Origin of the sequence: Paeniglutamicibacter antarcticus (assembly GCF_039544305.1) — a bacterium.
Taxonomy (GTDB): domain Bacteria; phylum Actinomycetota; class Actinomycetes; order Actinomycetales; family Micrococcaceae; genus Paeniglutamicibacter; species Paeniglutamicibacter antarcticus_C.
Genome location: NZ_BAABLK010000037.1, coordinates 18021 through 30636, shown reverse-complemented (window position 1 = coordinate 30636; position 12616 = coordinate 18021). Strand labels below are relative to the sequence as shown.

Genomic DNA, 12616 nt, shown 5'->3' with positions numbered 1-12616 from the left:
CGAAGATCTAGGTGAAGGTGATGGTCCGCAGCCCATCGAGCAAGACGCGGTTTTCCACGTGTAGCCGCACGGCCTTGGACAGTGCAAGGGCCTCGTTGTCCCGGCCCACCATGGCCAGTTCCTGGGGGCTGAGCCGGTGGTCCACCCTGATGACTTCTTGTTCGATGATCGGACCCTCATCCAAGTCATCGGTGATGTAATGCGCGGTGGCGCCGATCTGCTTGACCCCACGGGCGTGCGCCTGGTGGTAGGGGCGGGCCCCCTTGAATCCCGGCAGGAAGGAGTGGTGGATGTTGATGGCCTTCCCGGCCAACTGCGAGCTGAGTTCCGGGGAGAGGATCTGCATGTACCTGGCCAGGACCACCAGGTCCGCATGGTGGTCCTTGATGGCATCAAGCAGCCGCGCCTCGGCCTCGGGCTTGGTTTCAGCAGTCACCGGGATGTAGATGAAGGGCAGGCCGGCGGCTTCGGCCATGGGGCGCAGGGTCTCGTGGTTGGAAACCACGGCGACCAGATCGGCGGCCAGGGTTCCGGTGGTCCACCGGAAAATCAAGTCGTTGAGGCAGTGGCCCATCTTGGAGACCATGACCAGCACCCTGGGCTTAGTTCCGTCGTGGAAGCTGAAGTCCATCGAGAATTCGTCGGCCACCCGGGCAAAGTCACGAACGAGGTCTTCGACGGTTTCCGCCTTCTCGTTCTGGATGAAGGCGGTTCGCAGATACAGCCGCCGTTGCGCCGAATCGTCGAACTGCTGGTGTTCGACGATGTCAAAGCCCCGTTCGAAGAGGAACTTGGAAACTGAGTGGACGATGCCGCTGCGTTGCGGGCAGGAAAGCGTCAGGACCGCGTGCTCGGTTGTGGCCGGTATCTCGCGGGCGGTGAGCAGGCTCGTGGTCCCGGAGGCGATGGTGGACGGCAAATATGTCATGGCGGGGGCTCCTTGGCTTATCGGATCAGGGGCGAACCGGGGATGGTGCCCGGTTCGATGGTGGGAGTTTTGATGCTGGGCGCCTAGAGAGGCAGCAGCGGCCTGGCTGTAGGCCCGATGACGGTATTGCGGAACAGCAATGCCGTGGTGACCGATCCGATGCCCCCTGGAACCGGGCTCAGCGCGGCAGCCTTGGTAGCGACGGATCCAGTGTCGACGTCACCGGTCAAGTGCCCCTCCGGGGTGAAGTTGGTGCCCACGTCGATGACCACGGCACCTTCACCGACGTGCTCACCGGTGATCAAACCCGGGTGGCCCGCGGCGGCTACGACGATCGAGGCCCCGCGGGTTGCTGCAGCCAAGTCCCGGGTCTTCGAATGCGCCACCGTGACCGTTGCGTCCCGGTTCAGGAACAGGTGCAGCAGTGGCTTGCCCACCACCGAGGACCTACCCACGACCGTCACTCTCGAACCTTCCAGCTCGATGCCGTGTTGGTCCAGCAGTTCAATGACGGCCGAGGCAGTAGCCGGGGCAAACCCGCTGCCTCCGGAGATCCAGTTGCTCAGGGAGTGCGGGTTGGCCCCGTCAACGTCCTTATCCATGGCGATGGCGTCCGCGACATCACGCAGGTCCACGCCCGGGGGCAAGGGGGTCTGCACGATGATGCCGTGTATCGAGGGATCGTCGCTGGCACGTATTAACGCACTGCGAACCTCTTCGGCGCCGGATCCCGGGTCGAGACGTTCAACGTTGACCCGGACACCGACGCGGGCCCCGTGGCGCAAGAGCGCCTGAACGTATGACGTGCTGGAGGGGTCGCTGGTTGCACTGAGAATGTATAGGGTGCGCTGTTCCCCGTTCCGGGTGAGTTCCGCAACGCTCGAGATGGAGCATTCGGTGATTTTTGAGGCCACTAACCGCCCGTCGAGCACTGCGGCGCTCATGCCGGCACCGGGTTTCGAACCGACTCGACCAGGATATCGGCGCGGTTGCGCACCAAGGAAACGTTCTGCAGAATCCGCTCAAAGTGCCGCACGCGGGCCGGGTCCTCCACCGCGGATAGGTTCGATTCAAGATTGATGACCGAGGTGGAGAGCGCAGCGCCAACCGATGCCGCGGCAGCAGCCACGTCGGCAATGACGCCCTGATTGGCGATGGGGGCAAGTTCCTCGGCGAGCGCCACCAATTCTCCGCAGATCATGATGGTCGCGGCCGGAGCATCTGCGGCGCCGTCCAAGGCCCGGGCGATGGCCGCGGTACGTTCCATGGGGCCGAAGCCGTCGCCGGTTTTGGCCGCGTAGGCCCTGCCCACCACGTCGAAGGCCCGGGCATCGTCATTGGCGGCCCCGAGCGCACGCGATTCCAGCACCTCGAGTTCACCCAGGATGATGGCAACTGCCGTGGCTACGTTCTCAAACCTTGCTCCCTGCGTATAGTTCGCCACCATGCGCAATAGTCCTGCAGCGAATGCTGCCTGCAGCCCAGCGACGGTTCCCCCACCGGGAGACGCGGTCCGCCGTCCAACTCCCTCGATCAGGCTACCGACTGATTCACTTCTGATATCGAGCAAAAGAACCCCTTGGATGGCATCGCATTAACACTGCTTTTCAGACACACAACTGATATACAACAGACTCTAGGTGGGCTCCCCGTCACATGTCAATGGTTTGGCCAAACAGGATTCTGGGCACGCAAAATGCAGGAAAAATCATGTCTTCCCAGCTTCGCGCCCAGGGGAGCATGCGACCCAAGCCATCGCCGCGCTCCCGAACCCATCAACGCTCTCTGGTGGCACCGAAACGCCACCACGGAGCACACCGGCCGATTCACTACTCCGAGGCGGCAGGCGCTATCTAGTCCCGGCCGTCCTCCCCGTCCGGATCCTCGACGATCTGCGGGATCATGCCCGTTGGTGGCCTCGGTGGCGTCAGCATCGAGGATAGGTCCCGCTGGGAGGTGTACGCCAGGAACGAGAGGTGGGCCTCGTAACGGTCCAACACGTCGTTGATGACCTGCTGCTTGCTCAACCCCATCAGGTCATAGCCCTCGGTTCCGGTCTGGGTGAAGACCTCAAGACGGAAGTACACGTCGGTTTCCCGTGACATGCTGCGTGCACCGAACATCGGTGCCGGTGCCTCCACGGCCGCCACCTGGTAGTGGAAGTTGCGGTGGTCCTCCATGTGCACCATCAAGGTGTGTTCGTCGATGTTGGTTTGGGCATTGGACGCCGAGGTGAGCTCGGCGTCGTATCCTAGCTCCTTGAACTCCTCGACCACTTCCAGCAGTGCGGGATGGATGACCTTGTCCATGAACTGGGCGACCGCCTTGTTCGAAGGGTAGGCACGCAGCTGCCCCAGTCGCTGGCGCCATGTCTTCTCCGGGGTCTGCCCGCCGTGCGCCGCCACCGTGCGACGGCGCAGGACCTGGCCCTCGCGTTCGGCCCGCTCCATCCGCAAGACCTTGGAGAAGGAGGCCATGACCAGGTAGGCGATGATCGTCACCGGCAGGGCGAAGATCAACGTCGCGTATTCCATCGTCGCCACCCCGCCGGCCACCAGCATCGAGATGGTCAGCACCGCGGTGATCAGCGCCCAGAAGATGCGCAGCCACTTGGCCCCGTCCACCGTGGGGTCCGGGATCGAGGAGGAGAAGTTGGACATCACCATGGCACCGGAGTTGGCACTGGTCAAATAAAAGAGCAGCCCGGAGAGGGTTGCCAGGCCAATCAGGAACGGGGCACCGGGGAACATTTCCAGCAGCGCGTACCACCCGTGTTCGGGGCTCTCCACGGCCAGCTTCGCAAACTCCTCGTTTCCGCCCAGCACCTCGCCCAGGGCACTGTTGCCGAAGATCGAGACGATGAAGAAGTCACACAATACCGGCGCGGAAATCGCGGCGATGACGAACTCGCGCAGCGTGCGACCGCGGGAAATACGAGCCAGGAACAACCCCACGAACGGCCCCCAGGCCAGCCAGAAAGCCCAGAAGAACAGCGTCCAACCGGCCATCCATTCCGATCCGTCGGGCTCGTAGGCGAAGGTCTGCAGCGTGCGCTCGGGCAGCGTGAAGATGAAGCGCCCGATGTTCTCCACGATGGCCGTGAGCAAAAAGGAGGTGTTGCCGGTGATCAGGATGTAGAGCATCATGGCCGCGGCGGACCAGAGGTTCAGCTCGGAGATCAGCCGGATGCCCTTGTCCACCCCGGAGGTGCACGCCGCGATGGTCATGATCACCGCGACCAGCACCAAGGCGATCTGCAGCGCCAGGCCCTCGGGCAGGCCGAAGAGCCAGGAGAAACCGACGTTCAGCAGCACCACGCCGATCCCCATTGAGGTGGCAACACCGAATACGGTGCCTACCAGCGCGAAGACGTCGATGACATCGCCGGTCACCCCGCGCACGCGTTTGCCCAGCAATGGGTAGAGGACGGCTCGGATGGAAAGCGGCATTCCCCAGCGGTAGGCGAAGTAACCCATGGCCATGCCCAGCAACGCATACATCGACCAGCCGGCAATGCCGTAGTGGAACATCGTCCACACCACCGCGTCCTGGGCCGCGGCTGCGGAGCGCGGATCGGCCGCGGGCGGGGAGATGTACTGGCTGATCGGCCCGGTCACCGAATAGAAGAGCATGTCGATGCCCACCCCGGCGGCAAAGAGCATCGCGACCCAAGTGAAGAGGTTGTACTGCGGCCGGGAATGGTCCGGGCCCAGTCGGACGCTGCCTTCCTTGGAGAAGGCGACCCACAGAACAAAGGCCACAACCAGGGTGATCGTCACGACGTAGTACCAGCCCAGGTTGATGGAAATCCAGGAGACCGCGGTACGCATCGTGGATTCGGCGCTGTCGGGCATCAGGATGGCCCAGAGGGAAAAGCCGAGGATGATCAGCGCCGCGGTGATGAAGACGCGCCAATTGACCGTGGGGGTCGGATGGCTCGAGAGTTCGGCCGGCGCCTTGCTCAGTTCACTGCTGGTGATCGGGGGACGGAATTCCTCGGCCACCGGATCCTTGCGGCGCTCGGAGACACCGAAACGGCTGCGCTCCACCATCGGCTGGGGATGTTCCTTGCCTGGGTTGCGTGGATCTTCTGGCTCAGCCACGAGGTTCTCCTTTGCTCCATGGACCGCAGGCCGTCCGTCGACCCCGCCCACGGGGTCAAGAACCACTTGCCAAACCCTGGGAACGGAGCCAGACACACCGGTGAGCCTGGTTTCGTTGCTTCCCCATCGTAGGCGGTGTGCCCGCGGTTCCCGTAGCCCTTCTTCCGTGGTTCCACTGGTTTGCGGCCCGATCCACGGAGCCTGCGCGTGCTGCCCTAGAGTGGATCCATGGCCAATTCTCCCAGCGGGGACTCGATGCTCGACCGCCTCGTGCGGATCCTGGATGCCTTTGATGCGCAAAACACCTCGCTGAGCGTCCAGTCGCTGGCCCGCCGTGCCGATGTCCCCCGGGCAACCGCCTACCGGTTGCTCGACGAGCTGGTGTCCCATGGACTCTTGGCGCGCGATCCCGACGGACAGGTGCGCCTAGGCCTTCGGTTGTGGGAACTGGCCAACCGCAGTGCCTCCACGCTTGACCTGCGCCATGCTGCGCTTCCGTTCATGGAGGATATTAACCAGCTGCTGGGGCAGAACACCCAGCTGGCCGTCCTGCACGAGGATGACGTGCTGGTCATCGAGCGGCTCTCGCGCCCGGGCTCGGTCATCAACCAGGCCAACGTTGCGGGGCGCATGCCGGTGCACCTGACCTCCATGGGCATGGCATTGCTTGCCTACTCCCGGCCGGACGTGCTCGAGGGCTATCTCGAACGTCACAGCGAAACGATGTTCGCCCAGCACCCGAAGCTGCACCACGAACTGGCCGAGATCCGGCGCAACGGGTACGCCACCTTCGACGGTTTCATCGATCCGGAGTCAACCGGCGCGGCCGCCCCGATCCTTGACTCCACCGGCTACGCCTTGGCGGTGGTGGCCGTGGTGGTTCCGCGCGCATCGGAACTGCTGCCCGCCGCGGTCGTGGCCCTGCAAACCGCAGCACGCGCAATCTCCCGCACCCTTGCGGCCTGAGATCCACCCACTAAGGCCCCGGGTTCCTGCTTCGCGCCGGACATCCTGCTATCCGCGCCCTATCGGCCCACAGAAAATACGGTTTGAATGGGATCAGAGATTCCGTTGATTATGGAGGCCGGATGTCCGAGATGCTTGAACACACAGTGTCCACTTCCGATGGCGGAACAATCATCTAGACACTTCCAAAAGACCGGGCTTCCGGCCATGGAATGAAAACAGAGCAGCTGCTCGCAGACATTGGTTCGGCATTCGACGCGGCAAACCTGTTGGGCGACGCCTAGGAATCCGTGGAAACCGCCGCCTCACCCCAACGCGCACTTTCAACGCAGGGCACCGAAAACATCTACCGGTGGGCTGCGGAGGAGTTTTCCATGCTCTCCAGCTCCGAAGCCGACGCCGAGTTGGGCGCCAAGCAGGGAGCCGGTCGGGCGCAGACTCTTCGCCGCGGAAACAGGGCCATGGGAATTGAACGGGGCAACAGGATCAAGTTCCCGGCATTCCAGTTCATGGGTGACGGGAAGGTGCACCCCACGATCTTCTCGCTGCTGCAGCGGGCTGCCAATGACGGGATCGGCCAGAATGAGCTGACGCTTTGGACGTTTGGTCCTCGAGCATCGCTGAAGGGCGAACGCCCCGTGGACAAGGTCGAGGACCTTGAAGATGTCATGCGAGTCTTTAGCGCCACCTTCGAAGCACAGTGGTGAGCGCGGCAGGCAACGAAGCATTCCCGGTTCCACCCTGCGGAGTCATTGACCTACTTCCATTTCCTGTTCAAGCCGGTGAGAAGTGGTATCGGGTCTACTCAGTGGCTTCAGGCCCTTCTTTGACTAAGTCCAATCCCGGAGCACCCGGACCCGGCGGCCTCCCGCAACAGCAAACACTGTTCGCATCTTTCCAGTACGTGCGGGGGCGCCAAGGTACCGGTGCTCTATGCGGCAAAGTCCCTCGAAGCGGCTATTTGCGTGAGCCTGCTTCATGAAGTCCCGGCCAAAGGCGGGGCGATCTTCCATGCGGATTATTCCACAGCGGAATTGGGAAGGTTTACGAGCTCCAAAAAACTGAATCTTGCCCAATTCATGGGAAATGGGCTGCGCCGGCTGGGCTTGGACCACCGTCAGATCGTCTCAACCAACGCGGCCCATTAAGATGTCACCGTCCAATGGACGCAAGAAGCCCATAGAGCGGATTTCGACGGGATGATCTGGATGAGCCATCGGCGCAATACCGATGCGGCCGTTATTCTCTTTGGTGACAGGGTCACGGAAAGTGAGCTCAAGGTCGATACGGGATACGCAAGAATTTTCGTGAACCCCGCCGATGAAGACTGGCTGAGCGACATGTGCGCACCGTTGCATATCGAGCTCATCCACCCCTAGCCACAAGCAGGAATGAAACGGTCCCCTACACGGGCCGGAACTTTCGGATACCCATCACGGCTACCGCAGTGCTTGCAATCATCAGGCCCATGAGGCTGAATGGCGATAGAAGAACCCTCGCTTCGCTTCCTAAAAACCCGAGGACAGGACCGGACATGCTGCTTGACGGAATCAACCACATCGCCATCATCTCCAAGGACGTCGAACGGCTGGGCAATTTCTACCGGAAGGTCTTTGATGCAACGGTCGGCCCGACGCGCGACCACGGACCAGGCGAGACAATGACAAACATCGGCATTGGCCCGGCCACCGAACTCAACGTTTTCGTGATCAGCGGCAACACCGAGGCGCGGAACCAGACCCCGATGTGGGGCCGCGGACGCATCGACCACATAGGCCTTGCCGCGGCATCGCCGACGGCATTCGAGACCATCCGCGCCAGGCTCATCGACGCGGGCGCCGGCGACGGCCAGGTCAACGACTTCGGCACCGACCTGAGCATGTTCTTCCGCGACCCCGACGGGCTCGAAGGCGAAGTGCTCATCCCCAAGGGTTGATTCTGCGGGCTTCCCAATCGCGCGGGTGCCGGCATTTTCCCCGTGTTCAACGGGGTTGCAAAGTCATTATTTTGTCCGCGCCCACAAACGAAGTTCCGAATTTGCGACAAATTGACGCTAATGGCTTCGCAAATGGGGCATTATGGGTTGATGACGAAAATTCGTGTATCCGAAGCCGCGCGCTTTCTGGGCGTCAGTGACGACACCATCCGGCGGTGGACCGAGAACGGAAACCTCACCCCATATAAGGACAATTCCGGAAGGCTCGCGGTTGACGGACTCGAGCTGGCCCATCTTGCACGGGACCAGGCGCACCTGCCCGATGCAGATTCGCGGATCGGATCCTCGGCGCGCAACAGGTTCATCGGACTGGTCACCGGCATCACCATGGACACCGTCATGGCCCAAGTGGAACTGCAGTGCGGGCCCTTCAGGGTCGTCTCGCTGATGAGCAGCGAAGCCGCCCGCGAGCTTGACCTCAAGCTGGGATCGATCGCCACCGCCGTGGTCAAGGCGACCACCGTCATCATCGAATCCCCCCACGGAAAGACAGCGATATGAGATCCCTGCTCAAGGTCACGACCACGTTGATCGCCACCGGGGCGCTCGCCCTGTCCTTGGCCGGATGTTCCCCGGAGACCACTGGCAACGCGGCGGATACCTCGACTGTTTCCGGGGTATCGGGAAGCATCACGGTCTTTGCCGCCGCCTCGCTGAAGGCGACCTTTACGCAGATGGCCGCCGATTTCGAAGCCAGCAACCCCGGAACCACGGTCAACCTGAGCTTCGCCGGCTCCTCGGACCTTGTCACGCAGATCACCTCCGGTGCGCCGGCCGATGTCTTCGCCTCCGCCGACACCAGGAACATGGACAAGCTCGGCGAGGCGAACCTGGTTGAGGGCACGCCCACGGATTTCGCCACCAACGTCCTTCAAATCGCCGTGCCACCGTCGAACCCCGCATCGATCTCCTCCCTGGAAGATCTGACGCACCCGGGGGCGAAGGTGGTCATCTGCGCTCCCCAGGTCCCCTGCGGGTCGGCAACCAAGAAGGTCGAGGAGGCCGCGCAAATCACGCTGACCCCCGTGAGTGAGGAATCCTCGGTCACCGATGTGCTGGGCAAGGTCACCAGCGGAGAGGCGGATGCCGGACTGGTCTACGTCACCGACGTCAAGACCGCCGAGGACAAGGTCAAAGGAATCGAGTTCCCCGAGTCAGACGCAGCGGTCAACATCTATCCGATCGGCACCGTGAAAACGAGCAAAAACAAGGAACTCGCAGATGCCTTCATCGCCGCGGTGACCGGACCGCGCGGCCAGGCGGTCCTCACCGACGCGGGCTTCGGGACCCCGTAGGCCGGGCCGTGTTCAGACGCAGCGCAAGCGGGTACACGGCGGTTCCTCCCTGGATCTATGCCATCGCCGCGGTGGGGGCTCTCTTCGTCCTGCTCCCACTTCTGGGGATGATGGCCAAGGTCAATTGGCCCCAGTTCATTCCGCTGGTCACCTCCGAAGCCTCGCTGACCGCCCTGGGACTGAGCCTGCGCACCGCGGCAGCCAGCACTGCACTGTGCATCGTGCTGGGAATCCCCCTTGCCCTGGTGCTGGCCCGCGGGAACTTCCCCGGCCAGCGTCTGCTGCGCGCCTTCGTGCTGCTACCGCTGGTATTGCCGCCGGTGGTCGGCGGCATCGCCCTGCTTTATACCTTTGGACGCCAGGGCCTGCTGGGACGGACCTTGGAGATGGCGGGGATCCAGATCGCCTTCTCCACCGTTGCCGTCGTGCTGGCCCAGACGTTCGTGGCCCTGCCTTTCATGGTTGTCAGCCTCGAAGGCGCCCTGCGCACCGCGGGCGGGAAATACGAGGCGGTCGCTGCAACCCTTGGTGCTCGTCCCACCACCGTGCTGCGCCGGGTGACGCTCCCGCTGGTCCTTCCCGGGCTGGCCTCGGGCGCGGTCCTGTCATTCGCGCGTAGCCTCGGGGAGTTCGGGGCCACCCTGACCTTCGCCGGATCCCTGCAGGGAGTGACCCGGACCCTGCCGCTGGAAATCTACCTGCAGCGCGAGACCGATGCCGATGCAGCAGTAGCCCTCTCCCTGGTCCTGGTGGCGGTGGCCGCCGTCGTCGTCGCGCTGTCCTACCGCTCCCCGCGCAAGAACAAGACGGCAATGGCGGGATCGCAGTGAGATTCGACTTCCGGGCTACCCTGGCCGACCGGGATTTCGATGTCGCCCTCGAGATGGAACCGGGCCAGACACTTGCGGTGCTGGGGCCCAACGGCGCCGGCAAGTCAACCCTGTTCGCGATCATCGCCGGATTGCTGCGCCCCGATTCCGGCCAGGCTCACCTCGGCGAGCGCACCCTCTTCGACATGGATCCCTCCAACCGGGCATGGCTCGCCCCGCATGAGCGCGGTACGGCACTGCTGGCCCAGGAGCCGCTGCTCTTCCCTCACCTCAGCGCCCTGGAAAATGTCGCCTTCGGGCCCCGCAGCAAGGGCAGCAGCGTTTCATCGTCCCGGGATACAGCCCGCCGGTGGCTTGCCGCCACCGACACCGCCGCACTGGCTGCCCGGCGTCCGAGCGAGCTTTCCGGAGGGCAGGCACAGCGGGTGGCCGTCGCCCGTGCACTTGCCGCCGGGCCCGACCTGTTGCTCCTTGATGAGCCAATGGCTGCCTTGGACATCCATGCAGCGCCGCTGATGCGCCGGCTGCTCAAATCCGTCTTGGCGCAACGCAGCGCCATCATCATCACCCACGACGTGCTCGATGCCCTGATGCTCGCTGACCGCGTGATGGTGCTGGAGGACGGGCACATCACCGAATCCGGGAACACCCGCGAGGTACTCAACAAGCCTCGTTCGCGTTTCGCCGCCGGGCTTGCCGGGCTGAACCTGCTCGGCGGAACGGTGTGCGCCGAGGGGATCGAGACCAGCTACGGGTTGCTCGCCGGTACCCCCGAGGGGGAACTGGCCCCGGGCGACCGTGCGGCTGCGGCCTTCCGCCCCTCGGCGGTCTCGGTCTACCTGGATCCCCCGCACGGGAGCCCGCGCAACATGCTGCGGGCCTCAATCACCGAGATTGAACCTCACGGGGATGGAATCCGCGTGAGGGCCGGGGACCTGGCCGCGGACATCACCCCCTCCGCGTTGGCCGACCTGGGCCTCGCCCCCGGCGCCGAGGCCCACTTCGCGATCAAGGCCACAGCCGTGACCATCTACGGGGCCTGAGGCCCCGCGGGTCCGGCCTTTCGCTCCGGCGGAAGCATCACGGCGGTTTCCTTAGCCACCCAAATGATTCTTGTTCAATGAGACACGCTATGTCTTTTCGTTGCGGGCATCGACACAATGAGGACAAGACCCAGCATTCACCTGCGGCCCCTGGTATCGAGCATGCCGCGCAAGGCGCACCAGCGCCCGCAGGTGGGTGCCACACCGCGTAGCTAAGGACACGATTCCCGCCATGAGCAACGAGCGCACCATCATCAAGACCAAGGTCGGCATCGTCGGCGGCGGGCCGGCCGGCCTGATGCTCTCGCACATGCTGGGACAGGCCGGCATCGAGAACATCGTCGTGGAGGCCCGTGACCACCAGTCCATCAGCAACACCCACCGCGCCGGCATCCTCGAGGCGCAAGCCGTATCGATGCTCGTGGATTCCGGGGTCGATGGCCGGGTGCTCAGCGAGGGAGATGTGCACTCCGGAATCGACCTGCGCTTCAACGGCGAATCCCATCCGTTGGACTTCACCGACCTCGTCGATGCCACCGTGACCCTGTACGCGCAAAACGAGGTCTTCATCGACCTGGCCGCCGCCCGGGCACGCGACGGCGGGGACGTGCGCTACCTCTGTGAAGTCACCGAGCTCATGGATCTGGAAACAGACACCCCCAAGTTCCGCTTCACCAACGCCGAAGACGAGGCCTTCGAGGTCCATTGCGACATCCTCATCGGCGCCGACGGTTCACGGTCCTTCTGCCGCCGGCAGATCCCGGACACCAACCGCCAGGACTTCACGGTCACCTACCCCTTCGCCTGGTTCGGGATCCTCACCGAGGCACCCAAGTCCGCCCCCGAACTCATCTACGCAAACTCCCCGCACGGCTTCGCTCTGATCTCCCAGCGCAGCGAAACCGTCCAGCGCATGTACTTCCAGTGCCACCCCGGGGAAAATGTCCACGACTGGTCCGAGGACCGCATCTGGACCGAGCTGCAGGCCCGCGTGGACGGACCGGACAACTTTACGCTCAAGACCGGGAAGATCTTCGACAAGACGGTGCTGAAGTTCCGCTCCTTCGTGCGCGAACCACTCTCCCACGGCCGCCTCTTCCTCATCGGGGATGCCGGGCACACCGTGCCGCCCACCGGCGCCAAGGGGCTGAACCTCGCCTTCGCCGACGTCAAGGTGCTCTTCGAGGCACTTGACTCCTACTACTCCACCTCCAACGACGCGCTGCTGCACGCCTACTCGGACACCGCATTGAAGCGCGTGTGGAAGGCGCAGAACTTCTCCTACTGGATGACCTCGATGCTGCACACCCCGGTGGACGCCGACCCGTTCATGGCCAAGCGTGCCCTGGGTGAACTGGAGACCGTGACCTCCTCACGCTACGGGCAGCAATACCTTGCCGAGTCCTACACCGGCTGGCCGCACGCCTGATGCCCGGCACTTCCCCACCCGCAACG

At 63.6% G+C, this 12616-nt stretch carries 13 protein-coding genes; 9 read left to right on the top strand and 4 right to left on the bottom strand.

Translation table 11 applies throughout. The features are described 5' to 3' along the window. Positions 1–7: 7 nt before the first annotated feature. The 4 genes from purU to betT all read right to left on the bottom strand — a co-directional run bounded on the left by purU (position 8) and on the right by betT (position 4980). Positions 8–928 (bottom strand): formyltetrahydrofolate deformylase, encoded by a 921-nt coding sequence (gene purU / locus ABEA12_RS14320; protein WP_210099408.1) that lies wholly within the window; start codon positions 926–928, stop codon positions 8–10. A gap of 83 nt (positions 929–1011) precedes the next feature. Then, positions 1012–1872, bottom strand: a complete 861-nt coding sequence (locus tag ABEA12_RS14315; RefSeq protein WP_210099407.1) for a bifunctional 5,10-methylenetetrahydrofolate dehydrogenase/5,10-methenyltetrahydrofolate cyclohydrolase — start codon at positions 1870–1872, stop codon at positions 1012–1014. Beyond that, positions 1869–2498, bottom strand: coding sequence for a cyclodeaminase/cyclohydrolase family protein (locus ABEA12_RS14310; protein WP_210099406.1), 630 nt, complete (start codon positions 2496–2498; stop codon positions 1869–1871). The genes ABEA12_RS14315 and ABEA12_RS14310 overlap by 4 nt, the downstream gene beginning before the upstream one ends. Positions 2499–2781: 283 nt before the next feature. Beyond that, positions 2782–4980: a choline BCCT transporter BetT gene (betT, locus tag ABEA12_RS14305; protein ID WP_210102407.1), complete on the bottom strand. Its 2199-nt coding sequence runs from the start codon at positions 4978–4980 to the stop codon at positions 2782–2784. Between the two features lie 279 nt (positions 4981–5259). Here betT and ABEA12_RS14300 point away from each other — a divergent pair, with 279 nt between their 5' ends. From ABEA12_RS14300 to ABEA12_RS14260, 9 genes are all read left to right on the top strand, one after another. Then, a complete protein-coding gene (locus ABEA12_RS14300) occupies positions 5260–5997 on the top strand; it encodes an IclR family transcriptional regulator (protein WP_210099405.1) in 738 nt (245 codons plus the stop codon). Between the two features lie 290 nt (positions 5998–6287). After that, a complete protein-coding gene (locus ABEA12_RS14295) occupies positions 6288–6704 on the top strand; it encodes a hypothetical protein (protein ID WP_210099404.1) in 417 nt (138 codons plus the stop codon). 501 nt (positions 6705–7205) lie between these two features. After that, on the top strand, positions 7206–7376 hold the full coding sequence (locus ABEA12_RS14290) for a hypothetical protein (RefSeq protein ID WP_210099403.1): 171 nt from the start codon (positions 7206–7208) through the stop codon (positions 7374–7376). 155 nt (positions 7377–7531) lie between these two features. After that, positions 7532–7933 carry a VOC family protein gene (locus tag ABEA12_RS14285; RefSeq protein WP_210099402.1) on the top strand — a complete coding sequence of 134 codons (402 nt, stop codon included), beginning with the start codon at positions 7532–7534 and terminating at the stop codon, positions 7931–7933. A gap of 150 nt (positions 7934–8083) precedes the next feature. Next, entirely contained in the window at positions 8084–8494 is a 411-nt protein-coding gene (locus tag ABEA12_RS14280) for a TOBE domain-containing protein (RefSeq protein ID WP_210099401.1), read from the top strand. After that, positions 8491–9288: a molybdate ABC transporter substrate-binding protein gene (gene modA / locus ABEA12_RS14275; RefSeq protein WP_210099400.1), complete on the top strand. Its 798-nt coding sequence runs from the start codon at positions 8491–8493 to the stop codon at positions 9286–9288. Before ABEA12_RS14280 ends, modA begins: the two co-directional genes overlap by 4 nt. 8 nt (positions 9289–9296) lie before the next feature. Beyond that, positions 9297–10118 carry an ABC transporter permease gene (locus ABEA12_RS14270; RefSeq protein ID WP_210099399.1) on the top strand — a complete coding sequence of 274 codons (822 nt, stop codon included), beginning with the start codon at positions 9297–9299 and terminating at the stop codon, positions 10116–10118. Next, the gene (locus ABEA12_RS14265) at positions 10115–11161 is read left to right on the top strand and encodes a sulfate/molybdate ABC transporter ATP-binding protein (RefSeq protein WP_210099398.1); all 1047 of its coding nucleotides are present in this window, start codon (positions 10115–10117) and stop codon (positions 11159–11161) included. The genes ABEA12_RS14270 and ABEA12_RS14265 overlap by 4 nt, the downstream gene beginning before the upstream one ends. A 232-nt stretch (positions 11162–11393) precedes the next feature. Next, complete coding sequence (locus ABEA12_RS14260) at positions 11394–12590, top strand: 4-hydroxybenzoate 3-monooxygenase (RefSeq protein WP_210099397.1); 1197 nt, start codon at positions 11394–11396, stop codon at positions 12588–12590. Positions 12591–12616 lie beyond the last annotated feature (26 nt).